The following is a 24699-nucleotide window of genomic DNA, read 5'->3' as shown; positions in this document are numbered from 1 at the left end:
TTTAATTTTGCTGAGTACCTCTACAAATTCCTGTACCTGACCATTCAACAACTGGAGAGTTAGGATCCTGGTCTCTTTGGAAATCGCATCTGAAGGTTAGCTCGTAGTAAAAGTCACTTATGTTATTAGCAGAATATACAATTGTTACCCCTGCAGATAATTCGGTACCTAATGCAAGTCCTGAGGCGTCAACACCAGCTTTAAAAAGATATTTTCCTTCGTTTGTTCTTGCAATCGTTCTCTTTTCAATTACGTCACCCTTAACATTTCCATGGCAAGCGTAGGGGGCATCAAATATATTAAAAAGCGGTGCAACCGGAGTTTCTAAAGTTCCTAATGCGGGGCCTGTAATAATAGGAATCGGGGACCCATTATAAGATGCATGCGGATTGGCCATTGCGCCTTCCTTATCCCATAGTAATCGAATAACGATGGACATGTTATTTTGTCGGATAGGAAAATAAAACCATGGTCTTACTTCATATTGAACCTTATCTCCATAAATAGAAATATAGGTAAGGGGTGGATTTTGGCCTACAAAATAAATAGAATTGTCTTCAACCAAATTGGGGTTGAAAGCCTCGTCTTCGGTTGATGCAATAGCTAAAGATTTGGCACTGGCAAGTCCAGAAACGCTGTCAATTAAATATTGACCATATCTCTTTCTAGCCTCATCATTGGAGAAAATTTTTGATAAGTGATCATATTGATTTTTGGTAATACTAATCTGACCATTCATTGTGGAGGTCGTTGCTGATGTAGTGGTAATACCCTCAATATCTTCTTTCTTGGAACAGGAAAATAACAGTAATGAACATAGGCTAACAGTTGCTAGCTTACAGAATGTTGGTTTCATGAGTTAAACAATTGGTTTTTGTTCGGGTTAAAAATGTTGACAAACATAAAGAATATTATAAGATAAATTCAAATTTTATTTTAATGATAGTGTTCAGTATCTAAAGCGGTTTAAGTTTTTAAAGTTTAGAAATATAAAACGCTATTTGGATTGTAAGATCTATAGAAAAGGTCTATGTCTTTGTAGTTCGTTTGGCGAAATACTTTTAAATTTTATTGATAAAAATACTTTTTTATTAAAATAATTCTTAGTTTCGCGCCCCGCACGGTTAGAAACGGTGTGTGAAAACGGTGGTTGTAGCTCAGTTGGTTAGAGCACCAGATTGTGGTTCTGGGGGTCGTGGGTTCGAACCCCATCATCCACCCTAACGGGAATTTTCTTTAAAAGGGCTTCTGTACACAGGAGTCCTTTTTTCTTTGATTATTGAACCTATTATAGGTATAATCGTTGATCTTATTTTTTATATTTCATCTCCAACGACTCGATTTCTTCGTTTACCTGTTTTAAAGCTTCTTTACTTCCAGCTAACTCGGTAACCCGGTTTTCTAATTCTGATGTCATATGGTTATCTGCGGAGGTATCAAAGCAGACCTTCCCTTCTATTACTTCTATTGAGTTTGAGCATAGGACTTTCAATGAAATGCAATATGGCGTGAAAGGTGAAGGAACGAAAGATCAACGCCGGGAGCAATTGCTGAAGAGAACCCTGGCGGCGTATCATGTCGATAGTATTCAGCGCCTTCCGGTATTTTTTATCCCGATCACTATTGAGTTCTTTGAAGAATCTGATGGAAAAGTGATGGATAGAGCGTATACGGCGGTGGAGCAAAACCAGTCAAGACAGGATGGATTAGTGCGTTCGCTGGCGATATTCTCCCCGTTTCTGGCATTCAGGGATTTCTCTATGCATATGACTGCTACAGATATGAACACGCACAATGATTTTGCAGAGAAGGCAGAGATACACCGCAGGAAGGTGGGAGTTATTGTTGATGATTTTTATCAGGATCATGTGGAAGCTTCCAATGATTTCTGGAAAACGGTGCCACAGTTTAAATATGAGCCGCCTGTTACCGGTATGCGTTTTTCAGCAGCATGGAGTGCGATGGCAGTACTGGTTTGCTGGGGGGGGGTGACTATAGGGCTAATGATCTTCTCTTACCGTAAAATGTCTGTGTGATGCTACGAATTATTATTAAACATGAAATAAAGTTACTACTCAGAAATAAGGTGCTGGTATATTTATTTACGATCATCTTTTTTATTTTGCTGGCTTCCTTGTGGATTGGAAGCAGTATGTATAAAAAGCAGCTGGGGACGATTCAGAAAATTAAGCAGTATGATACTGAGATGACGGATAGTCTGCGGCAAAGGATACATCGGATTGAATCGAATCATATGGTGTACCCGGGATTTATCTGGGACGATCCTACTTTTGCTTATAATACCGCGAGGAATGAGGGCCCGCAGTTTGCGATCAAGCAACCATTCCCTTTGCAGGCATTGAGTATCGGACAAAGTGATATTCAGCCTTTTTACTACAAGGTGTATATCAATAAGAAGCAATACCTGACGTATGACGGGGAGATTGAGAATAGTTTTTTGCAGTTCATTGGAAACTTTGATTTTTCTTTTGTGGTGGTGTACCTGTTTCCTTTGCTCATTATTATTTTCTCCTATAATGTGCTTTCTTCAGAGAAGGAACAGGGTACATGGGTATTATTGAAAACAAGCAATCAATCACTGGCGAGGTTGATCTTTTCAAGAGTGGGGATAAGATTTTTGTTGTTTACTGTTTTCTTCTGGCTGGTGGTGACTCCCGTATTAATGGTTTTGATAGGGAGTGCATTTGTTTTTTCGGATAACTGGTGGTGGATGGTGGCGTGTGTGTCGCTGTATTTTGCTTTCTGGTTTTCATTGTCGATGCTGGTAAATAGCTTTTCGATGAGTTCTGCCGTGAATGCGATGACGTTGATCTTTATCTGGTTGTTTACGGGAATCATTGTACCAAATGTTTTGCAGATCGGGTTAAATAAGATGTATCCTATTCCAAGCAGAATTTCGATGGTGATTGAGGAAAGGAAGGCGTTGAACAGTTATTTTGAGAAGGATGGGCAGGAACTGACGAAGGATGTATTCAATAATCCACGTACAATGATACGCCAGGCATCTATAGTTACGCCAGGGATGGTGTATGGATATGGAGTGATTGTGTATAAGAGCCAGGAGATTAAAGATGCGGCGGCTGAAGTGGCGGAGCGGAAATTGTATGGGCAGATTGAGCGGCAGCAGGAGGCGATCAGTAGTTTTCAGCTGGCAAGTCCGGCTTTGATGCTACAGGAGCAGCTGACGGCACTGGCGGGCACGCATTGGCACCAGTTTAACAGCTTTAGTACAGATGTGGATACTTTCAGGAAGGTGACGCAAAGGTTTTATTATCCTAAAATGGCGTATGATTCTACGTATCGCACATTTAATAATGACGATGTGGATGCTATTCCGAGGTTCGTGCCAAAGCAGTACGCAGGATTTGGATGGAGTCCTTTATCCAGGTCGGCGCTGATTTATTTATTGATTACGGTCGGGGTGTTGATTGCGGGATATAGGAACTTGCTGGCAGTGGTAAAGTAAGCTGTTTTTTTGAAAAGTATGTTGCCGGCGTGAGCAGCATACTTTTCATATCCTGAGTTATGCAGTTACCAAAATATAATAAATTTAAGGTAATGCTTCATTCAAAATCAATAATGGGTACATTGCTGTAAATATTATTTTTAAGTGAGTGTGCAATCGTATGACTTTTGCCACCTTCTTTTCGAAATTTATATATAACTTGCATACAATTCTACAAATTCAGGAACTTAATGCGCAAACAACTAATAACGGCTTTCCTGCTGCTGCTCTGGCTTTGCCAGCTGTCGGGCCGTTATCTGGTAATGTTTGAATTTTACCTTAACCAGGAATATATAGCCAAAAACCTTTGTATCAACAGGAATAACCCTCAGATGCACTGTAATGGTCATTGCCAGATGAGGAAACAACTGAATGAGGAAGAAAAGAGAAACCAGGAAAACCCTGAACGTCGCGCAGAAAATAAAAGCGAACATTTTATACCTGGCCTGGCCACTATTACATTAGCTTCACCTGTTATTACTATTTCAAAAGCATATTATACACCTCTTATCATAGGATACCCTATAAGTGGCTCTACATCTATATTTCATCCCCCGGGAGCCTAGTGTCTGTTCCATAAAATTTACTTTTCAGTTTTAAATGCAGTACCTGCCGGTACCTGTTCCGGTATGTTCATGTCTTTTCAGTATGCGGAATTGAATCATTTCTTTCCGGCGGCTGAAAAAGCATGATCCTGATTTTCTTATGCGCAGTCAACGCTGCGGATAAGCAGGAAATCTTTATATCATAAAAATTCAACCTGATTTGCATTCACCCGAATGCATGATAATATTCTATTGCCCAATTTCAAACACAATCATTCATGAAAAAAATTTCTATTCTGCTGTCGTTCGCAACTATATTATTCTCGGCCTGTAGCAAAGATGATGACAAAGACACCTCTGATACGCTGAATGGTCAGACTGTACTGACCTTCGACTCAAAGGTGGGTAGCGACGATTTTACTTTAAATAAGGATGTCACGATCAATGGCGCTACTTACAATTTCACGCAGCTGCGCTATTGGGTGAGTAATGTAACGCTTACCAATACTGATGGGAACACCTATAAAGTGCCTTCTTCTTATTACCTGCTGGAAGAGAATAATGCGATCGCTGTGCAGGACGGTAGTTTTGAATATCCTGCCACAAAAAGAGAAGATGTGACCATTAGCGACATTCCTGCCGGAACGTATAAGAGCATTACTTTTTCCATCGGTATAGACGCTGTATATAATGATAATTTAAGTTTGCAGGCAGGCGAACTCTCCCAGTTAAACGGTATGACGAATGTATCCTGGATGTGGCACACCAGCTATATCTTCAGTTCCCTGAAAGGTACCCGTAACAGCACTGCTATAGCCGTAGAAACTGGTTTGAATACCAACTACCGTACGATCACCATTACGTTGCCCGGCAGTGTTACCATCAATGCCGCTTCCACAACGAATATCAAATTTTCTGTGGATGTTACGAAGATCATTGACGGCCTGGATCTGGCAACCACTCCGACAATAGGCGCTTCAGTACCTGCCGTGATGACACAGGTTGCAGACAACTACAGCACTAAGGCTATCACCGCCACCACTATTGCCAAATGAGAATATTGATCTGCATATTTACACTGGCCATAATCGCCTGTTCAAAAACACAAAATACCCCGGCAGCTGTCATCAGCATTCCGGGGTATTTCCCTGCTTTGCCAGCTACACCAGACAATCCGCTGACTAAAGAGGGGATTGAACTGGGACGCCTGTTGTTTTATGATACCCGGCTTTCCGGTAATAACAAACTATCCTGCGCCAGCTGTCATCAGCAAAACCTGGCATTTACTGACGGGGTTGCGCTGAGCGATATCGGCGTATCAGGCAAACAGCTTCACCGGTCAGCACCTGCACTCATTAACCTTGCCTGGGCCACGAACGGCCTGTTTTGGGAAGGAGGCTCTACCAACCTGGAATCGCAGGCCCTTGGCCCCCTTACCAGCGAAGATGAAATGCACCAGAACCTGTACGAACTCATTTCCGAATTGAATGAAGTACCGGAGTATGTGCGCCGGTTCAAATCAGCTTTCAATAGTGAAATTACAACCGCTAATATTCTGAAAGCACTGTCACAGTTTGAAAGAACACTAATCTCGGCTAACTCTGCCTATGATCAACAGCAACTGAATATACAGGAGCAGAAAGGATTGACCTTGTTTAATAATCACTGCCGTTCCTGTCACAGCGGAGTACTCTTTACTGACAATAGTTTTCATAATAATGGTATTGACAGCGATTTCTCCAGCGATGCACTGGAAGGAATTTACCAGGGCAGGTTCCGGATCACGTACGATTCTGCCGACCTTGGAAAATTCAAGACACCAACACTCAGAAACATCGCCCTTACGGCTCCTTATATGCACGATGGCCGCTTTGCAGACCTGTTTGCCGTATTACAACATTATAGCAATGGTATAAAGCATTCGCCAACTACCGATACTATTTTATTGAACAAAGAACCACTCAGCTCAGATGACCAGGCTGCTATTATCGCATTCCTGCATACACTGACAGATACCGCCTTTATTCACAATACAGCTTTTAAACAACCATAAAATGAAGCAGAAATTATTCTTACTGGCCCTTATCGCATTCACTGCCTGTAGCAAAGAAACCGTTACGCCGGATAGCAGTGTAAAAGGCACCCTCTCTATACAGTTTGACAACATTGCAGGAGATAGAAATCTTCAGCTGGGCACAGGTGTTTATACGAACGCCGCCGGAGAAAAATTCTCTGTGGATATTCTCAAATATTTTGTAAGCAATATCAGTGTAAAGAACAGTAGCGGTGAAACCTATACCGTGCCACAGGATAGCAGTTATTTCCTCATCTCAGAAGAAGATGGCACAAGTCAGTTCGTAAAGGTCCATGTTCCCGAAGGAGAATATACCTCCCTCACCTTTGTACTTGGGGTAGACAGCCTGCGCAGCACGATGGATATTTCTAAACGCACAGGTGTACTCGATCCTTCCGGCGGTATGGATGAGGGCATGTATTGGGGATGGAACAGCGGTTACATCTTCCTGAAAATGGAGGGAACTTCTGATGCAGCTCCGATCGATGCCAGTGGTCAGCATAAATTCCGTTACCATATCGGTGGTTTTGGTGGTTATAATGCTGTTACTTTCAATAACATTAAAACGATCACAGTAGACCTCACAGCTGCCGGTACTGCCAAAGTAGTAGATGTCCGTGTCCCTAACATTCACCTCATGGCAGATATACTCAAGGTCTTTAACGGCACCACCAATATCAGCCTTGCAGAATGGTCTACTATTATGGTCAGCGATTATAGTGTGAATGTGGCTAACAATTACCAGAAAATGTTTACACATGACCATACCGAAAATTAGCCTTAAATACCGGCTCTTACTGGCGTTTGTGGTCTTCCTGTACGCCTGTGACAAAAAAGACGAAATTTCGGCCTTTATAGGCTTTGAACAGCCAGCTAATTTCCCGGAGCCTGTATACAACCTTGCCAATAATACAATCACCGAAGATGGGTTCATTCTCGGCCGTAAACTATTTTATGATGCGCGCCTGTCCCGGAATAATACTATCTCCTGTGGTTTCTGTCATTTACAAACATCTGCCTTCACCCACCACGGTCATGATGTAAGTCATGGTATTGACGATCGCCTGGGCAAGAGAAATGCGCCTCCCATCATGAACCTTGCATGGAATACTTCATTCATGTGGGACGGTGGGGTATTTGACCTGGATCTTCAACCCATCGCACCTATCACCAACGAGGTAGAAATGGATGAAACTGTGGAAAATGTCATGAATAAACTCAGAGCTACTTCAGAATACCCGGCGCTGTTTAAAAATGCTTATGGCAGTGAAGAGATCACCACCTCCCGGTTGATGAAAGCCTTTTCGCAGTTCATGGTGATGCTGGTGAGCAACCATTCCAGATACGACTCTGTACAAAATGGATGGGGAGCTACTTACACTGCGGACGAACAGAAAGGCTATGTGCTATTTGAACAGAAATGCAGCAGTTGTCATCCTGCACCACTGTTCACTGATTATAGCTTCAGGAACAATGGTATCGGGGTAGGTCCGAACAATGACCAGGGCAGGTACGATGTGACTGTAAATGCTGCTGATATGTACAAATTTAAGGTGCCCAGCCTCCGTAATCTTGGCTATACGGCGCCTTATATGCATGACGGCAGGTTTTACACACTGGCTGGTGTATTAGAGCATTACAACAGCGAAGTGCAGGATATGACCACCCTCGACCCTTTGCTAAAACAAAATGGTGTTTTGGGGATACCGCTCACCGCAGATGAGAAAACTTACCTGCTGGCATTCCTGAATACCCTCAACGATAAAACATTTATCACAGATAAACGATTCTCAGAAGAATCACAGTAATTATGAAAAAGAAACTGACGCTGCTGGTAATATTGTTAATGGCATCATACATAGTACGTGCCTGTGACATCTGCGGATGTGGTGTGGGCAGTTATTATATAGGCATTCTACCCGACTTTAAAAAACGTTTTCTGGGCTTACGTTACCAATATAAAACCCTACGGTCTCATCTTGGCGTGGGAGGAACCACTTCTTACCTCACCACAGATGAAACCTACCAGACAGCAGAGCTGTGGGGTGGCTGGAACATTGGTAAACGGTTCCGGGTATTGGGATTTGTGCCGGTTAATTTTAATAGCAGGGAAAATCAGGGTGTAACTATGCACCGTTCAGGTATTGGTGACATTGCCGTAGTCGGCTATTATCAACTGTTAGATACCCGGACCACCACCGGTAATGACCAGCTACTGGTACAATCCCTTTGGGTGGGCGCAGGTATCAAAGTGCCTACCGGAAAATATGAATCGACAGAACATGAAGAGAATGAAAATACACCGAATAACTTCCAGTTAGGCACAGCCAGCACCGACTTCTCAGTACATCTGATGTATGATGTACGACTTATGGACTTTGGGGTAAATATGAACCTGAGTTATAAAATGAACACCAGTAACAAGTATGATTACCGGTATGGTAATAAGTTCAGCAGCAATATTCTGGCTTATTATAAATTCAGGATCAATAATAAAGTATCTATCGCTCCAAACGCCGGTATACTCTATGAGACCGCCGTCAAAGACACAGAAAATAAAAAATATACCATCGATCAGTCCGGAGGTTATTCATTGATGGGGACCATTGGTGGAGAGGCAACATTTGGCCGTATATCGGCAGGCGCTAACTTTCAGCCGGTGATTTCTCAGCACCTGGCTAACCTGCAGGTAAAAGCGGGTAACCGTGCGATGGTACATGTGACATATTTGTTTTAAATAAAAATTGGGAATCATGTTGAAATTGTTCAGAGAAGCATTGCTAACTGTGATGTTGTTGCTGTTTTGTGCAAATGCACAGGGCATTGTAGTTACAGGCACTATCAAAGGGAAGGTGTTATCATCAGATGGTCAGCCAGCAGAAGGTGTCAGTATCATTGCAAAAGACACAAAATTTATGACCATTACCTCTGAGGAGGGCTACTTTGAGTTAAAATTACCTGCGGGTAATTACGAAATTATTTTTTCTTACATCGGTATCAAACCTGTACACCGGCAGGTACAGGTGACAGCCGGAAAAACGACGGCACTATCTGTCGTAACACTCGACCAGTCTGCCGCACAACTACAGGAAATCACAGTCAACAGCGCGAGGCAAAACAAATTTTACAAAAAGGAGTCTCCTTATGTGGCCAAAATGCCGCTGGAAAATTTAAAAAATCCACAGGTGTATGCTACGATCTCCAAAGAGCTGATGGTGGAACAGGTCACCACTGATTTTGCAGGAGCCATGCGCAATGCACCCGGTGCTGCGCCCGGTGCCAGGGTTGATAACGGTAGAAACGTATATATGCTCAGGGGATTTGCCGAATCAGGATATATCCGCAATGGTATTACAAGTCCTTTGTACATGGATATAGACCCTGCTAACCTGGAACGGGTAGAAGTCATTAAAGGTCCTTCAGGAACTTTATACGGCAGTAGCCTGATCTCTTATGGAGGATTGGTGAACAGGGTTACAAAACGCCCTTTTAAAGCCTTTGGCGGCGAAGTAAGTTATACCAACGGCGGATTTGGACTGAATCGTTTCACTGCCGATCTGAATACGCCAGTCAACAAAGATTCCAGCCTGCTGCTCAGGATAAATGCTGCAGCACACAGGGAAGAATCTTTCCAGGATTATGGGTATGCCCATAATTACCTGGTCAATCCTGTTATCTCGTACAAGGTGAATGATCGCACTACGATTATACTGGAAGCTGAATATTACCACCGCAATGCCACACAGGTTCCCCTGTATAATATTATTTCAGGTTCCGGCGTCACGGACGTACGGCAGCTGAACAGCATTTATAAAAGATCTTTCTTTACCAACGAAGCTTATATGGAAGGAGGGGCGGTAAGCTACTATGGACAGATCAATTATCGTATCAATGATAACTGGACATCGCAAACCAACGTATCCTGGGCCAATAATAAGTACGACAGGCTGGCCTTTACTCCATATGTCATGAACGATAGCATGATCCAGCGCAGAACGGGTAAGATCAATTACGACACCAAAGCAATGGATATTCAGCAGAACTTCACAGGTAATTTTTATACAGGAAGTATCCGGCACCGCGTATTATTGGGATTGGATGTGCTGCAGCGCCAGTATTTCCTTTATAACAACGCCAGCAAAGGTATTTATGATACTGTCAATTTCCGAAAAGCAGCGACGCCGTATGTGAACAGGGAACAGTTACTCGCAGTGGCAAAAGGGCTGGCCGTATCCCCCTCTGCTAATAAAACCAATGTTTACGCAGCATATGCATCTGATGTCATAGAATTAACTTCCCGTTTAGATGTGATGTTAAGTTTGCGATATGATTATTACGACAACCGTGGTTCCTATAAGTCTACTACAGGGGCTACTACAGGCGCCTATCATCAGGGTGCATGGTCACCTAAACTGGGTATTGTGTACCAGGTGGTAAAAGATCAGTTGTCATTATTCGCCAATTATATGAATGGCTTTACCAACCAGACGGGAGAAGATGCCAATGGTAAAGCGTTCAAGCCGGAACAGGCCAATCAGTGGGAGGGAGGTATAAAGGCAGAACTGTTCGAAAAAAAGCTGACTGCCAGCATTAGTTATTATGATATTGAGGTTAAAAATGTGTTGCGTACCAACCTGGAACAACCAGACTTCTCTATCCAGGATGGCACCCAGCGTAGCAAAGGGGCTGAAATAGAGATGATCGCGACTCCTGCCAGAGGATTGAATTTCGTAGCTGGTTATGGTTACAATGACAGCCGTTATACAGCAGCTGATGCGGATATAGAAGGTCATCGTCCTGCCAATGTACCTTTCAATGTAGCAAACTGCTGGGTCAGTTATACACTACAGCAGGGCGCTGCAGCCGGCCTTGGCGCCGGATTGGGTGCCAACTACTATGGTCAGACCTTTTATGACGACGCCAATAGCCTGAACGTACCTGCAGCTACAATCCTGAATGCATCTGTTTTTTACAACAGATCCAGGTACCGTATCGCGCTGAAAGCTGATAATCTGACAGACAAACGTTACTGGCTGAGTTTATCACCGCAAATGCCTTTGCGCATATCAGGTTCACTGGCATTAAAATTTTAAACCATGATCAGAAAGCTGCATTTATGGCTGGGCCTGGTTTCGGGAATAGTTGTTTTCATTGTCAGTGTTACAGGTTGCATACTTGTATTTGAAGATGAGATAAGGTATGCTACCAATCCTTATCTCCAAAATATTACTTCTGCCGGCTCCTTATTACCCCCTTCCGTACTGGCTGAAAAGGCGCGTGCAGCCCATGGGCAAAAGACGGCCTACATTACCTGGGAGGGTGTTCAACATCCGGTAGCAGTCAATATGCAGGGTGCGAAAAAGCGCTCGGAATCAGAAGTGGTATACCTCGATCCCCATACCGGTAAGGTATTGGGTATTATGGATATGAAAAAGGACTTTTTTCGCTTTATCCTGAAAGGACACTATTACCTATGGTTGCCTGAAAATATTGGTAAAGTGATTGTCCCTGCTGCCGTTTTAATGTTCCTGTTCCTGCTTATCACTGGCACTATATTATGGTGGCCTAAAAAAAGGAACCAGCTGCTTGCGGGTTTAACCATCCGATGGACAGCCAGGTGGAGAAGGGTCAATTATGACCTGCACAATGTGCTGGGTTTTTACAGCGTCCTGTTTTTATTGATCATTTGTCTGACCGGTCTTGTATTCGGTTATCAATGGTTTGCCAGATCAGTATATTTCATAAGTTCTGGTGGTCGTAAAATGGTCATGACGCATAAAGGGAAATCCGGGAAGCCAATGCCGGTTGAAAATATGGTCGATAGTATCTGGATGCGTCAGATGGCACAGGTGCCTTTAAATGAATCCAACAGTGTAGTGATCTACTTTCCTGTGAAACGGGAGGATGTAATCACGTTGTATTTTAACCCTGATCATACCACCCGTTACAGGCGCGATACCAGGTACTTTGATCAGTATTCAGGTAAAGAAGTAAACGGGAAGGGAAGTGGTTTTGGCAATGGTTTATATGCCTATGCAACTCCGGCAGATAAGATCAAACGGATGAATTTTGACATGCATGTGGGTGCTATAGGTGGGCTTCCCGGAAAGGTGATCGCTTTTCTTGCGTCTCTCTTTGCCGCCAGTCTGCCAGTTACTGGCACACTCATATGGTTAGGCCGGAAATTTAAATCTAAAAAAAGATAGTATGAAACGTTTATTCATTTTAATTGTTTTATTGGCTGTGCAGTTTAGTGGATATTCAACGCATGCAAAAAGGACAATGACTATTTCCTTTAAGCATATGATTAATGGTGTGCCACTGGTATTGAACAATAAAAAATATCGCAACGAACATGGCGACACCTTTACTGTGTCAAAATTGAAATATTATGTAAGCAATTTTAGTATGGTCACAGCTAATGGTCATGAGATCACATTGCCGGCAGCCTATTACCTGGTCAATGCTGAAGATAACAGCAGTACCAGCATCACAATTGCAGATTTTCCCAAAGAAAAAATCGCCAGCATTAAATTTATTCTTGGAGTAGATAGTGCCCGCAATGTATCGGGTGCACAAACCGGGGCGCTTGATCCTGCTAATAAAATGTTCTGGACCTGGAATAGTGGTTATATTTTCCTGAAACTGGAAGGTACTTCACCGCAGTCGCCTACAGGGAAAATATCATTTGATATAGGTGGAATTAAAGCTGCAGCAAATTCTATCCGTGTGCAGGAGGTAAAGATACCGGCCGGAAAATCGGATAATGGGAAGATCACTTTACAGGCTGATCTTGCGGACCTTTTCAGGGGTAAAGAGACGATTGATTTTTCTGCAATATATAAGGTGATGGGTGGTGCTAAATCGGTGAAAATTGCGGATAACTATGGTGTGAGTTTATTTTCTTTTTACGGGATCTAAAGTAGATATTGAGAATAGCGTTGTTTGATGAATAATTAATCCTTTCAGCGCCTTGGTTTGCAGGTCCATCTCAACACCTTTGCCATATTGTGTACTTCCTGTATCGTATAAGTAGGATTCGCCGGATCGGTCCGGATCGTATTTTTACCTTAATATCCCAATAACTGATGGGTACCGCTCAGCATATCTTTGGCCAGATCTGCACGATAGATGAGTTTGGGGAAGATTAAGAATGCTTAGGTATACGAATTGAGTGGTCAACTTAGATGATGTTCTGCTAATGAAGATAGCTTTTTAGTATAAATTGTTGTTGTTTTTTTAAAGAGTTGAAAATCAAGGTGTATTGCGTGTTTGACTTGTTCAATCCAAGTAAATAAAGGGTCGGAGTGTTCGATTATCGTCCCGCCAACGACCCACCTTGTAGAAAAGGACTTCTGAATAAGGAGTCCTTTTCTATTTATTATTACTTACTACAGGGTTAAAATAATTAACTAACCAATGTATTCTGCAACGTTTCTACATGACGTTTCACATGCTTCTGAAACGCCTCCGGCGTCTGCCCGGTATGTACCTTAAAGAACCGGCTAAAATACGGCCTGTCTTTAAACCCTAATACCCACGCGATCTCCTTTATACTATTCTCACTATGTATAATCTGTCGCTTCGCTTCTAAAATGAGCCTGTCATGCAGCAGTTGAATACTCGTTGCATTCAGCACCTCTTTCAGCACCTGGTTCAACCGCTTTGCACTCAACCCAAGTTTGTCTGCATAGAACTGCATATTCCGTTCTTCTATGTAATGATCTTCTAACAATAATAAGAACTCATATGCACGCTTTTGATTTATATTCAGCGAGGTGAACTCCTCATTCTTCATCTTTATAAGATGTAAGAGGAACACTTTCAATAATGACTTGATCATCGCCAGATTGCCGGAGTTGTCTTTGTATTCGGCTTCCAGTAGTTCATATACCTTATTCAACCGTTCCACCTTGTCAGGTGTCAACTGCATGATCGTAAACTCTCCACTGATATTAAAGATCCTGAATACATCCAGCGCAAACTCTTTATCTTCTTCTTCTAATAGCTCTCTTTTAAAAGAGAACAAGATCCCTTTCTTCCCCGCTTTATTCAACTGATGTACCCTATACGGCGGCATCAGGTATACCCATTGCCCACGTACTGCCGCCAGCTCTGGCGTAGTCTGGTGCAAAGGATATTCATCCTGTAACCACAACACTTCAAAGAAATCTTTCCTCGCAGGATCATATAAATAACTCGGCGGACAACTATCCAGATTACGGATATATAACAACGCCCGGTCCAGTTGCACATTATTCTCTTCGACTCTCATTTTGTAAAGGTACGAACCTCGCATTGGATAATTTTCCCATTAGGTGGGATTTTAGGGAAAAATGATCGCCCGCATTTCCTTATTATCCAAGTGTTTGCGGTGATTGTATAAAGCAGACGGTACTATAACGCCTAATTTTGTACACATGTTCACATCTGATAAAAGCGCACTGGTAGAGCGATTACGCGCCGACCTGCCCATGATCCTGGAAGAAAATACAAAACTGGCCACTCAAATATCAATTGATGAATTGGCCATTCTCGCACTCATGCTCCAACAGGCAAAAAGGGTCTTTGTAATAGGCGCAGGCAGAACCGGACTGATGATGCGCGCCATCGCGATGCGCTTCATGCATCTTGGATTGAATGTACATGTAGTAGGAGAGACCACTACACCAGCTATCCAGGAAGGTGACCTGTTACTGGCAGCTTCCGGCTCTGGTACTACCAGCGCTATTGTAAAAGCAGCGGAGAAAGCACATAGCGTAAGTGCCAGCGTAGCTGTGTTGTCTACTACAAATAAATCGCCGCTGGCAAATGTTGCACAACTGGTGGTGATCATCCCTGCGGCACAGAAACAGGATTTTCACGGCGCGATCTCTGAACAATATGCAGGTAGCTTATTTGAACAAAATGTGTTGTTTGTAGGGGATGCTGTCTTCCAGACACTATGGAAGTTCAGTAATATCCCAGCTGAAATAATGTGGAAACAACATGCTAACATGGAATAATGTCTGTTGGACAGGGTTACATCTCCGTGAAAATAATGTGAAAACAACATGCTAACATGGAGTAATGTCTGTTGGACAGGGTTACATCTCCGTGAAAATAATGTGGAAACAACATGCTAACATGGAATAACCTCCTTCGGACAGAACAACCTCCTCATTGAAATAAAACAAAAATTTAAACTATCAATATGGCAAAATTACAAGTAGCAATAGATCTGCTCACTACTGAAGAAGCATTGGCACTGGCGGGTAAAGTAGCCCCTTATGTAGATATCATTGAACTGGGTACTCCCCTGATCAAAAATATGGGTGTCAGTGTAATCACTGCAATGAAAAAAGCGCATCCTGATAAAATCGTATTTGCTGACCTGAAGACTGCTGATGCTGGTGAACTGGAAGCAGATATCGCTTTCAAAGCAGGTGCTGACCTGGTAACTGTATTAGGCGTAGCAGGTAATGCGACTATCGCAGGTGCGGTGAAAGCTGCAAAGGCACATGGTAAAGGTGTGGTAGTAGATACTATCGGCGCTCCTGACCGTGTGACAAGAGCTAGAGAAGCAGCTGAACTGGGTGCTACTTTCGTAGAACTGCACGCAGGTCTGGATGAACAATGGACACCAGGATATTCAATTCAGGTTTTGATAGATGAGGCATCAAAAGCTAACACACCGGTATCTATCGCAGGTGGTGTAAACCTCCAGAATGTACAGGCGGTGATTAAAGCAGGTGCACAGGTTGCGGTGGCCGGTGCGGCGATTTATGCTGCTCAGGATCCTGCTGCTGCAGCGAAGGCACTACGTGAGGCGATTGATGCTGTTAATTAAGTTACGAGTGAATCCTTCTCAAATAAGGCTGTACCTGTCAAGGTGCGGCCTTATTTGATTGGGAGAATGGATTGGCTGGCGGCGTCCAGGAAGGAATTATTTAAGCTGGGCGCGGGTAAATGAATTTTTGTTTTTAAGGTGGAAGCAGCAGGGGAGAACTCTAGTATTTTAAAGTTTCCGAAGGTAACAATACTTCGGCAATAAATCAGGTAGCTAAAGGGTCTGTATCCAGGCATTTGTGATATAGCTGTTTTATTTTTTTACAACTTAGTGCCAGACCTAAGTTGTAAAAATTCGATCCGCTAAAAACTTATTGTAATAGGCCAACTTGATATTTCTCATTGAGAAGGCGCCTCGTTTATTTATTGGGAGCCTTAGCCAGAAAGTAGCCTTTACGATACTTACGGTTGTAAATGCCATATTGAAATGGAATGATAGTTTATTTCCACTTCTTGCCTGAAATTGGTCCAGTCCCGCATGTTGTTTAGCATCCCTTATCAGGAACTCTATCTGAAAGCGTAGTCGGTAGTAGCGTAGAATGGAAGCTGCATTGAGTTCGGTATCGGCAGAAAGAAAGCATGATAGAAAATTAGAAAATGGATCAAAATCTGCAGGAATTTTTAGTAATAAGTTGATGGTGTGGGTGTCAATTGGTGCCGGAATTATAGCCTTGGGTACACTGATTGTAGAAATTGGGCGTTCTGCAGGTTGGAGGAGATCATAGTTTTAATATTTCTATAAAAGAAAAAAGCAGGCTCTTCATAATTAGAGCCTGCTTTTTATTACTCCAGATAACGAAATTAAAATCGAATATTCGCCTCTTTTAAAGGATTGGCCTGTTTGTCTGAATGGAAATTGGCGCCGATAATAGTTTGCCCAGCGTATTTAACAATTACTAAGCTATTAGGACGTTTTGTATCATAATACATTGCATAGGCAATATCTACAGGTTGTGATTCAAGGTAATAAATTCCCTTAAACCTGAATCCGCATATATCATTTTGGATCTTTGGTATCACGTCAGTGTAGTTTTTGGTCGCATTTATAAATTCAGATTGTGGATCAAACCTATTAAAGTGGATAATCAAATTTCCATTACCTTGTTCTTGGCATAAAAAATCACCAGCAGGTGTTTTTTGAATGTCCTTCCAATAGCCGTTACCAGTTGAATCTTTCAGAAATAGTGAAATATATTGAGCCTTAATATTTATCTTAGATTTATCTTGACAAGAGGCTATAAAAGGCAAGTAAATTATGATTATCCAAGCGAAATATTTCATATGTATTACAAGTTTTATTAAGGAATTTTACCGTAAATTGTTGAATGTAAATTATAGGTTACATTCGGGTTATATTGTTGATTGAGATATAAAAAGCTTACTCTGTAAGTTACATCCCACTGAAAATCACTTATAGAGTTAGTAGTGCTTTCAACCTTAACCCCATTAGATATTTCTGCACCAACTTCTACACCGGCAGCATTTATACCTCCTTTTACAATAGTCGTACCATCCGAAGTGAATATTAATGTTCTTTTTTCAATTAAATCACCGGCAGCATTACCGAACCAGGCATAAACATCTTCCCTAATATTTAAATAAGGTTGGGTTGGAGTTTCGACGATACCAATGTTACTTCCCAAAATTTGTTGAGTAACTGGGCCTGCCTGAGTCGCGCATTGGGATGGGATGTTTGTTGCTCATTGTAGTAAAAAGGTAGTACTACATACAGCTGGACAGGTCGGGCGCGATAATTTAGTACAATTTTGATATCATACCTTGTACGGGTAGTGGGTCCTCCAAGACTTCCCATTGGATCACCTTCATAAGTCGCATAGGCGTCATCCGTATAAGCGGGATTAAACTGATCTGGATAAGCTGCATCATAGTTACTTGCAGTTTTTGCACTAGATAGATTTTGAACACTGTCCTTAAGTTGGGCAATAAAACTACTTGTAAGTTTCTCATCAGCGAATATTGAGTTTAAGTAGTCGTGTTGACCTTTGTTAATGCTTATTCCATTTGTAGGAAGGCCTTCCTGAGATTTGATAGATTCCGTTAGGGCACTTTCTTTCTTGGCACAGGAAAATAACAGTAATGAACATAGGCTAACAGTTGCTAGCTTACAGAATGTTGGTTTCATGAGTTAAACAATTGGTTTTTGTTCGGGGTATAAATGTTCGCAAACTTAAATGATTTTACACGATAACTTAAAATTCATTTTTAATGATAGAGGTCACTACCTAAGCGAGTGTTGTGTTAAAGAATTTGGAAATGTGATTAAAGCAGGTGCACAGGTTGCGGTGGCTGGTGCGGCGATTTATGCTGCTCAGGATCCTGCTGCTGCAGCGAAGGCACTACGTGAGGCGATTGATGCTGTTAATTAAGTTACGGGTAAATTCTTCTCAAATAAGGCTGTACCTGTCAAGTTGCGGCCTTTTTTGATTGGGAGAATGGATGGCGGCAGGGGGAGGAATTTGTTTTCGGTTGGAGGTAGGGAAAAGGATTCTTATGTTTAGACTGGCTCCAGGAAGATTTAAATGAAGCCTTTGATATGGAGTCCTATATTTTTATCCTTTCCCTGCTACCCCAGTTCCTCCCACCTGCACTACCTTCCTTTAAATAATCCTTTTAAAAAACACACACAGGGCGTCTAAGTTTACCCCCTCAACAACAAATCTTCCATCCACCAACATACTTCCAAAACCACCTTCCCCTCAGGTGATCTTTCAAAGGGTATCACCACCAGGCGGCTCAGCAATGAGCCGCCTTTTATTTCATTCAAAAATTAGGTATACTTGTACCACAAAGGATGACCAATCAGTTTCTATACAATGAAATGGACGAGAATGACCTTTTTCTAAAAGTAGCAGAAGGCGACGAAACAGCATTTACGATTATCTACCAGCATTTCATGACCTTACTGGCCGGCGCTATGATGCGCCTCCTCCAATCTGAAAAAGACGTGGAAGAAGCCCTCCAGGAAGCATTCCTGCGAATCTGGCTCAACAGGGACAGCATCCCTGACATCACCAACCCAGGAGGTTGGGTAAGGAAAATAGTGATCAATGAATGTTACCGTCTGCTCAGAAAAAGAAAACTGCGTGATCGCCTGCAGGAAGATTTATTCTCCCTCGCAGACGATGACAGCTATGATCATGCCATCCAACAAGTCGCCTTCAACGAAACTAAACGCATCATTCAGGACGCCGTGGCCGAAATGTCGCCCCGCCAGGCTACTATTTATAACCTGAGCCGCATACAAGGTAAAACCACCAGAGAAATCGCAGCAACACTGCACCTGAGCAACGACTACGTGAAGAAAACCCTCGCCACCGCACTTGAAAAAGTAAGGAAAAAACTTATCGCCGCCGGAAAACTCCTCCCTTCTATATTATTATAGAAACCTCCTCCCCCCTATATTATCATAAAAAAAACCTCCCCTCTACATCATTATAAAAACCTCCCCCCATATTATCATAAAAACGCCTCCTCCTATATCATTATAAAACCTCCTTCCCTACATATTATCATAAAAACGCCTCCCCTCTATATCATTATAAAACCTCCTTCCCCCCATATTATCATAAAAACGCCTCCTCCTATATCATTATAAAACCTCCTTCCCCCCATAGTATCATAAAAACCTCCTCCCCCTATATCACCATAAAAAATATTTTCCCCCCTATACCCCCCTTTTCCATTTCCAAGGGTCAATTAAATATGGACCACCAAAGATTAGCTGATTTACTAAAAGCCTATGCCGACAATTCCATCACCCTGGAAGAAACCGACGAATTGCTTACCTGGCTCGAAACTCATCCCAATCATCCCATGGCGGAAGAAGTGGGAGAGGAATTCCTGCTCGCCAATCAGCATGTCACCACTAACCTGGAACCATACCAACACATTGCCAGTAAAATTCTGGCCACCGACCGACCTGTCATCCGCAAGGTCTTCCCCATTAAACGCATACTATCATATGCAGCTGCCATCGCATTGTTAATGGGTGTATTATTATACAATCTGTTAAAAGAGAACCACCAGCCGGTTATTATTGCTAAAACTATAACACCTGCCATTAACGGCGCTATCCTTACCCGTGGTGATGGCCGGCAAATTAACCTCGATACCTTACAGTCCACCAACCTGGGTAAAGAAGAGGGCACAGCTATTAAATTACACAAAGGACTACTGGCCTATGAAGGTTCGAACAACAGTGGAAACATGGTCTACAATACCATTCACACTCCCAATGGCAGAACCTTTCATGTCCTCCTGCAGGATGGCACCGGCGTATGGCTGAATGCCGGTAGCTCCATCACATACCCCGTTGCATTCAACGGTAAAACAAGAGAAGTCAGCATTACAGGAGAAGTCTATTTTGAGGTTGCCAATGCTGTCAATCAACCATTCAAAGTGAACATCGACGACAGGGCATGGGTACAGGTGCTGGGAACTGCATTTAATATCAACGCCTACAAAGATGAACCTTACATCGCCACTACTTTAATTCAAGGTGCTGTAAAGGCTGGCTACCGCCAACAGGAAGCCATTCTGCATCCCGGTCAGCAGGCGCTCGTCAACACAGATGGTGCTATGCAGTTAAAAGAAATAGCACCCACCGCCATCACCGCATGGCGCAATGGCCTCTTCCATTTCGATAACGCTTCCATCCCCGCCGTCATGCGCCAACTGGCCCGCTGGTACGATGTAACCGTCCGCTTCGAAGGTGCTCCATCTACCCGTTCCTTCTCAGGTGAGATCGGCCGTGATCTCAGTCTGCAGCAGGTACTGGCCATCCTTGAAACAATGAAAATTCATTATAAAATCAACAACAGGGAAATTATTATCACAGAATAAAAAACCAACCATCAATTTTTTTCATGCAACATTAAGAAGGGATAATACCGACCGTCAACTAAAATCAGTCCTGCAGAAAACAGGAACAAAGAATTGAATGAATAAAAAAACCGGGGATTCAGATTGGACCCTGCCCCCGGTTGATATTCAGGCGATTTCTTAAGGAATTTCTACAGCTTAAAACTACCACCTAAACATTGCAAAAGTATGCAAATTAAGGCGTATTGCGGCTCCGTTTTTAAGGAGAGACCGCTGTTCTCAACCAAAATCATGTTAGTCATGAAACTAACAACTGTTATTTTAATCGGCGCCTTCCTGCAACTGAGTGCCCATACAAACGCTCAGTTGATCAATTACACCGGGAAGTCCGTAAAGCTTGAAAAAGTATTTGAAGCCATCAAAGAACAAACAGGCTATGTGTTCTTTTATGATGATGCTGACATTAAAAACGCCGCTCCTGTAAACATACAGTTGTCTGGCGCAACAGTGAACAACGCCCTGCCGCAGGTTTTGCGAAACCAACCATTTGACTACAACATCCAGGGCAAAACTGTGGTCATCTCCCGCAAGGTAGACATCTTCCCCATGGAGATGAAAAAAGACGGCCCTGTCAATGGTGTGGTCATGTCGCCAAACGGCCAGCCACTCGCCGGTGCCACGGTGACTGTAAAAGGGAAACCCGTGAGCGTACTCACCGATGCCCAGGGACATTTCTCAATCAATGTTCTGAGCAATGAAACCCTCATTGTCTCTTACATTGGTTATAGCCGTATTGAAATCCCTGTATCCAGGTTAGATGCATTGACAATGGGTAAGATGGAGAAAACACCCGGTGGCAACTATACCCGCATGGTATCCGGCGACATGCTGATCGGCCTCGAACCCGTAGTCACTTCATTAGATGAAACCGTTGTAACAGGTTACCAGGTATTACGTAAATCGAGCGTAGCAGGTTCTGTGAGTTCGGTAAAATCTGCGGATCTCTACCTGAATGGTGTGAACAGCATCGAACAGGCTTTACAGGGTAAACTCCCCGGTGTAGTTGTTACCAACACTTCCGGTCTTACTGGTGTAAGACAACAAATCCGCGTACGTGGTACCTCTACCTTATTAGGTTCGCAGGAGCCGGTATGGGTGGTGGATGGTATCATCCAGCAGGATCCCTTGCCATTCAAAGCCACTACCCTGAATTCACTGGGTGATATTACGAGAGATAACTTTGATTATATCCGGGACTTCGTAGGCAATTCCATCGGCTGGCTTAACCCTAATGACATCGATGAAATCACAGTACTGAAAGATGCCTCTGCCACCGCTATCTATGGCGTAAAAGCGGCAAATGGCGTAATCGTGATCAATACCAAGAGAGGGCAGTCCGGACCCGCTACCGTTAGTTACTCTCTCAATACCAGCATGACTGACAAAGTAAATTATGACCGCCTGGAGATGATGAACTCCAAACAAAGAGTGGCCGTATCCAAAGAAATTTATGCACGCGGACTTGTATCCAACAGTATCAGTAACAATGTCGGCTATGCCGGTGCGCTCTCTCAATACCTGAATAAACAGATTACTGCCGAAGAATTTGATGCCAAAGTAGCAAGAATGGAAACGGTCAATACCGACTGGTTCAAACTGCTCTTTCGCAATGCAGTCAGCATGAACCATAACCTGAGCATTTCAGGAGGTAACCAGAACACCCGCTACTATGCCAGCTTTGGGTACAATACTACCAATGGTACTGCCATCGGTAATGATAGCAAAGCCTATACTGGTAATATAAATATTAATTCCCGCCTCTCTCCCAGGCTGAATGTAGGACTGCGTCTCTCTGCCAGCAACAAGGTGATCAACGGCTTCTATAAGGTCAACCCTTATGCATATGCCTCTGGTACCAACAGGGCTATTGAAGCATATACTACCGATGGTGATTTGTCTTTTTATACTGCATCCAGTGGGTTTCAGTATAATATCATCAATGAAAGGAACAATACAGGTCTCCGCACCAGCACGCTCTCTGCCAATACCAGCATGGATGTAAACTATGAAATCATTCCGGGGCTGGTATTTCAGACTTTATTTGGCTACAGTACCAGCAGTACCAATGGAGAATCTTATGCAACAGAACGTACTGAGTATATTGCCGGCATCAGGAATTATGACTATGGTACTGCAAAGTCTACTGATGTTGCGTATATCAACAGTAAAATGCCTGTAGGCGGAGAACTGAATGATGACGATAGCCGTAACATTACCTGGAACTGGCGTAACAGTCTTTCCTATAGCCATCTCTTTGCACAGAAACATGCGCTTACGGCCATGATCGGACAGGAGGCCAACAGCAGCAAGACTACAGGATTGTCTGCACGTACACTGGGTTTCCTCTATGGCAGAGGTAAATCTTTTGTTAGCCTGCCATTAACCTATACTGCAAATGGGACCGCTAATCCACTCTTACTTGAAAATACGCATGTATACACAGATAACCTGGTAAATAATGTAGGTCTCTACGCAACTGTCAATTATGTATACGACAACCGTTATGTTGTCAATGCCAGTGTACGTTCTGATGCATCTAACCGTTTTGGTCAGTTTACAGGGGAAAAATTCAACCCTGTATGGGCAGGTGGTGTGCGCTGGAATGCTGGCAGAGAAAAATGGTTTGACCACAGTGGCTGGATGTCTGATATGAGTGTGCGGTCCAGCTACGGTTTTCAGCGTAACATTGTAGCTGGTATCAGCCCTGACCTGATTATCAAAACACCTACAGGTGCCGCCAGTGCTTCAGTAGACCAGTTTACCGGTGAGTCGATGCTGACTTTAAGCAAATTACCGTATGCGGATCTGCGCTGGGAGAAGAACACTTCTGTTAACCTGGGATTTGACCTCAGCATTTTCCGTGGCAGGATACAAACTTCATTTGAATATTACTGGAAGAAAGGCAAAGACCTCATTACCCAATTGGCAGTGCCCGTAGAATACGGGGTTGAAACCATGCCGATCAATGGTGGTTCTATGATCAACCACGGCCTGGAAGTAAGCGCCAGCTTCGTACCCATCCGTACCCGTGACTTTACCTGGACGGTAAGTGCAAATACAGCTAAGAACTTCAACCAGGTTAAAAAGACAGGGACGCAGTTGAATTCTTACACTACGGCTGCCAGCGGCACTTTGTACAAAGAAGGTTATCCCGTATCCGGTTTCTGGGCCTTTGATTTTAAAGGTATAAACCCTGAGAATGGTTTACCAATCATCAATCTCGCCGTACCCAAAGGTGCCGATTCTTTGAATGATCCTACCAGTTATATGCGCTATATGGGTAAGCTGGATCCATTGATTACAGGTGGCCTGGGTATGAGCTTCCGGTATAAGCGTTTTACTCTTTTTACAGACCTCTACCTGCAGGTAGGTGGCAAGCGATTCCTGAAAGCGGCGTATCGATTAAATCCGTTGTTGCCAAGAGAAGACGAAAACCTCTCTGCAGAACTGCTGCAAAGATGGACGCCCGATAATACAACTTCCAATTTTCCCGGACTGCCTGATAATAGAATTCCTTATACAAAGTTGCCTAATGGCAAGACTGCCCTGGTATATGATATGTACAACTACAGTTCTGCACGTGTAGTAAACGCCAGCACACTGAGATGTAACAATCTGTCTATGGCCTATAGTTTCCCTGAACAGGTAATAAAAAAACTGAAGTGCAAAACGCTGAACATGTCGGGTGGTGTATCGCAGCTATTCTCTATTGTGAGCAGAGACTATAAGGGAAGGGATGCCGAAGTGGCTACCGGTGCGCAGCCCCGTACCCGCACCTATACCTTATCCGCCTCCGTTAGTTTTTAATTGTCAAACAGTACGAA

The 24699-nt window shown here is 43.1% G+C and carries 22 protein-coding genes and 1 tRNA gene; 17 read left to right on the top strand and 6 right to left on the bottom strand.

The genetic code is table 11. The annotated features are described in order from the left end of the window. Position 1: 1 nt before the first annotated feature. A complete protein-coding gene (locus BW716_RS10405; protein ID WP_143708816.1) occupies positions 2 to 856 on the bottom strand; it encodes a hypothetical protein in 855 nt (284 codons plus the stop codon). Between the two features lie 290 nt (positions 857 to 1146). Here BW716_RS10405 and BW716_RS10400 point away from each other — a divergent pair. The 12 genes from BW716_RS10400 to BW716_RS10345 all read left to right on the top strand — a co-directional run bounded on the left by BW716_RS10400 (position 1147) and on the right by BW716_RS10345 (position 13066). Then, positions 1147 to 1220, top strand: a tRNA-His gene (locus tag BW716_RS10400). Positions 1221 to 1508: 288 nt separating this feature from the next. Then, positions 1509 to 2036, top strand: coding sequence for a DUF3526 domain-containing protein (locus BW716_RS10395; RefSeq protein ID WP_179091079.1), 528 nt, complete (start codon positions 1509 to 1511; stop codon positions 2034 to 2036). Then, complete coding sequence (locus tag BW716_RS10390) at positions 2036 to 3487, top strand: DUF3526 domain-containing protein (protein ID WP_083722477.1); 1452 nt, start codon at positions 2036 to 2038, stop codon at positions 3485 to 3487. Before BW716_RS10395 ends, BW716_RS10390 begins: the two co-directional genes overlap by 1 nt. A gap of 230 nt (positions 3488 to 3717) precedes the next feature. Next, on the top strand, positions 3718 to 4092 hold the full coding sequence (locus BW716_RS36115) for a hypothetical protein (RefSeq protein WP_143708815.1): 375 nt from the start codon (positions 3718 to 3720) through the stop codon (positions 4090 to 4092). A gap of 257 nt (positions 4093 to 4349) precedes the next feature. After that, positions 4350 to 5126 (top strand): MbnP family protein, encoded by a 777-nt coding sequence (locus tag BW716_RS10380; RefSeq protein ID WP_083722475.1) that lies wholly within the window; start codon positions 4350 to 4352, stop codon positions 5124 to 5126. Continuing rightward, positions 5123 to 6124: a cytochrome-c peroxidase gene (locus BW716_RS10375; RefSeq protein WP_083722474.1), complete on the top strand. Its 1002-nt coding sequence runs from the start codon at positions 5123 to 5125 to the stop codon at positions 6122 to 6124. Before BW716_RS10380 ends, BW716_RS10375 begins: the two co-directional genes overlap by 4 nt. 1 nt (position 6125) lies before the next feature. Beyond that, on the top strand, positions 6126 to 6923 hold the full coding sequence (locus BW716_RS10370) for an MbnP family protein (protein ID WP_083722473.1): 798 nt from the start codon (positions 6126 to 6128) through the stop codon (positions 6921 to 6923). After that, a complete protein-coding gene (locus BW716_RS10365; RefSeq protein WP_083722472.1) occupies positions 6904 to 7953 on the top strand; it encodes a cytochrome-c peroxidase in 1050 nt (349 codons plus the stop codon). The genes BW716_RS10370 and BW716_RS10365 overlap by 20 nt, the downstream gene beginning before the upstream one ends. A gap of 2 nt (positions 7954 to 7955) precedes the next feature. Beyond that, the gene (locus BW716_RS10360; RefSeq protein ID WP_083722471.1) at positions 7956 to 8882 is read left to right on the top strand and encodes a transporter; all 927 of its coding nucleotides are present in this window, start codon (positions 7956 to 7958) and stop codon (positions 8880 to 8882) included. Between the two features lie 16 nt (positions 8883 to 8898). Then, complete coding sequence (locus BW716_RS10355; RefSeq protein WP_083722470.1) at positions 8899 to 11238, top strand: TonB-dependent receptor; 2340 nt, start codon at positions 8899 to 8901, stop codon at positions 11236 to 11238. Positions 11239 to 11241: 3 nt separating this feature from the next. Then, entirely contained in the window at positions 11242 to 12351 is a 1110-nt protein-coding gene (locus BW716_RS10350; protein WP_083722469.1) for a PepSY domain-containing protein, read from the top strand. Position 12352: 1 nt separating this feature from the next. Continuing rightward, positions 12353 to 13066, top strand: coding sequence for an MbnP family protein (locus BW716_RS10345; protein ID WP_083722468.1), 714 nt, complete (start codon positions 12353 to 12355; stop codon positions 13064 to 13066). A 487-nt stretch (positions 13067 to 13553) separates the two neighbouring features. On the opposite strand, the gene BW716_RS10340 is transcribed toward BW716_RS10345, so the two are convergent. Then, entirely contained in the window at positions 13554 to 14420 is an 867-nt protein-coding gene (locus BW716_RS10340) for a helix-turn-helix domain-containing protein (protein ID WP_083722467.1), read from the bottom strand. Between the two features lie 145 nt (positions 14421 to 14565). On the opposite strand from BW716_RS10340, the gene hxlB reads away from it, so the two are divergent. Both hxlB and hxlA read left to right on the top strand, forming a co-directional pair. Next, on the top strand, positions 14566 to 15150 hold the full coding sequence (hxlB, locus tag BW716_RS10335) for a 6-phospho-3-hexuloisomerase (protein ID WP_083722466.1): 585 nt from the start codon (positions 14566 to 14568) through the stop codon (positions 15148 to 15150). Positions 15151 to 15338: 188 nt separating this feature from the next. Beyond that, the gene (gene hxlA / locus BW716_RS10330) at positions 15339 to 15974 is read left to right on the top strand and encodes a 3-hexulose-6-phosphate synthase (protein ID WP_083722465.1); all 636 of its coding nucleotides are present in this window, start codon (positions 15339 to 15341) and stop codon (positions 15972 to 15974) included. A 279-nt stretch (positions 15975 to 16253) separates the two neighbouring features. Here hxlA and BW716_RS38965 read toward each other — a convergent pair whose 3' ends face one another. The 4 genes from BW716_RS38965 to BW716_RS10315 all read right to left on the bottom strand — a co-directional run bounded on the left by BW716_RS38965 (position 16254) and on the right by BW716_RS10315 (position 18116). Next, the gene (locus BW716_RS38965; protein WP_368677465.1) at positions 16254 to 16592 is read right to left on the bottom strand and encodes a transposase; all 339 of its coding nucleotides are present in this window, start codon (positions 16590 to 16592) and stop codon (positions 16254 to 16256) included. A gap of 182 nt (positions 16593 to 16774) precedes the next feature. Further along, the gene (locus BW716_RS10325) at positions 16775 to 17254 is read right to left on the bottom strand and encodes a hypothetical protein (RefSeq protein ID WP_083722464.1); all 480 of its coding nucleotides are present in this window, start codon (positions 17252 to 17254) and stop codon (positions 16775 to 16777) included. 17 nt (positions 17255 to 17271) lie between these two features. After that, a complete protein-coding gene (locus BW716_RS10320; protein ID WP_083722463.1) occupies positions 17272 to 17616 on the bottom strand; it encodes a hypothetical protein in 345 nt (114 codons plus the stop codon). Further along, entirely contained in the window at positions 17568 to 18116 is a 549-nt protein-coding gene (locus BW716_RS10315) for a hypothetical protein (protein ID WP_083722462.1), read from the bottom strand. Before BW716_RS10315 ends, BW716_RS10320 begins: the two co-directional genes overlap by 49 nt. Before the next feature lie 669 nt (positions 18117 to 18785). Here BW716_RS10315 and BW716_RS10305 point away from each other — a divergent pair. The 3 genes from BW716_RS10305 to BW716_RS10295 all read left to right on the top strand — a co-directional run bounded on the left by BW716_RS10305 (position 18786) and on the right by BW716_RS10295 (position 24682). After that, on the top strand, positions 18786 to 19376 hold the full coding sequence (locus BW716_RS10305) for an RNA polymerase sigma factor (protein ID WP_083722460.1): 591 nt from the start codon (positions 18786 to 18788) through the stop codon (positions 19374 to 19376). Between the two features lie 320 nt (positions 19377 to 19696). Next, complete coding sequence (locus tag BW716_RS10300) at positions 19697 to 20836, top strand: FecR family protein (RefSeq protein WP_083722459.1); 1140 nt, start codon at positions 19697 to 19699, stop codon at positions 20834 to 20836. Between the two features lie 279 nt (positions 20837 to 21115). Next, positions 21116 to 24682, top strand: a complete 3567-nt coding sequence (locus BW716_RS10295) for a SusC/RagA family TonB-linked outer membrane protein (protein WP_220388739.1) — start codon at positions 21116 to 21118, stop codon at positions 24680 to 24682. Positions 24683 to 24699 lie beyond the last annotated feature (17 nt).

Origin of the sequence: [Flexibacter] sp. ATCC 35208, assembly GCF_001975825.1 — a bacterium.
GTDB lineage: Bacteria > Bacteroidota > Bacteroidia > Chitinophagales > Chitinophagaceae > Chitinophaga.
The sequence above is the reverse complement of the archived record's forward strand: the minus strand, read 5'-3'. Positions and strand labels throughout refer to the sequence as shown.

Bases quoted from the DNA above. Each gene is read 5' to 3' on its own strand.
- BW716_RS10370 (WP_083722473.1), top strand. From the start codon at position 6,126: ATGAAGCAGAAATTATTCTTACTGGCCCTTATCGCATTCACTGCCTGT.
- BW716_RS10375 (WP_083722474.1), top strand. From the start codon at position 5,123: ATGAGAATATTGATCTGCATATTTACACTGGCCATAATCGCCTGTTCA.
- BW716_RS10315 (WP_083722462.1), bottom strand. From the start codon at position 18,116: ATGAAACCAACATTCTGTAAGCTAGCAACTGTTAGCCTATGTTCATTA.
- BW716_RS10355 (WP_083722470.1), top strand. From the start codon at position 8,899: ATGTTGAAATTGTTCAGAGAAGCATTGCTAACTGTGATGTTGTTGCTG.
- BW716_RS10360 (WP_083722471.1), top strand. From the start codon at position 7,956: ATGAAAAAGAAACTGACGCTGCTGGTAATATTGTTAATGGCATCATAC.
- BW716_RS10405 (WP_143708816.1), bottom strand. From the start codon at position 856: ATGAAACCAACATTCTGTAAGCTAGCAACTGTTAGCCTATGTTCATTA.
- BW716_RS10365 (WP_083722472.1), top strand. From the start codon at position 6,904: ATGACCATACCGAAAATTAGCCTTAAATACCGGCTCTTACTGGCGTTT.
- BW716_RS10345 (WP_083722468.1), top strand. From the start codon at position 12,353: ATGAAACGTTTATTCATTTTAATTGTTTTATTGGCTGTGCAGTTTAGT.
- BW716_RS10340 (WP_083722467.1), bottom strand. From the start codon at position 14,420: ATGAGAGTCGAAGAGAATAATGTGCAACTGGACCGGGCGTTGTTATAT.
- hxlB (WP_083722466.1), top strand. From the start codon at position 14,566: ATGTTCACATCTGATAAAAGCGCACTGGTAGAGCGATTACGCGCCGAC.
- BW716_RS10350 (WP_083722469.1), top strand. From the start codon at position 11,242: ATGATCAGAAAGCTGCATTTATGGCTGGGCCTGGTTTCGGGAATAGTT.
- BW716_RS10295 (WP_220388739.1), top strand. From the start codon at position 21,116: ATGAAACTAACAACTGTTATTTTAATCGGCGCCTTCCTGCAACTGAGT.
- BW716_RS10380 (WP_083722475.1), top strand. From the start codon at position 4,350: ATGAAAAAAATTTCTATTCTGCTGTCGTTCGCAACTATATTATTCTCG.
- hxlA (WP_083722465.1), top strand. From the start codon at position 15,339: ATGGCAAAATTACAAGTAGCAATAGATCTGCTCACTACTGAAGAAGCA.
- BW716_RS10305 (WP_083722460.1), top strand. From the start codon at position 18,786: ATGACCAATCAGTTTCTATACAATGAAATGGACGAGAATGACCTTTTT.
- BW716_RS10300 (WP_083722459.1), top strand. From the start codon at position 19,697: ATGGACCACCAAAGATTAGCTGATTTACTAAAAGCCTATGCCGACAAT.
- BW716_RS10325 (WP_083722464.1), bottom strand. From the start codon at position 17,254: ATGAAATATTTCGCTTGGATAATCATAATTTACTTGCCTTTTATAGCC.
- BW716_RS36115 (WP_143708815.1), top strand. From the start codon at position 3,718: ATGCGCAAACAACTAATAACGGCTTTCCTGCTGCTGCTCTGGCTTTGC.
- BW716_RS10390 (WP_083722477.1), top strand. From the start codon at position 2,036: ATGCTACGAATTATTATTAAACATGAAATAAAGTTACTACTCAGAAAT.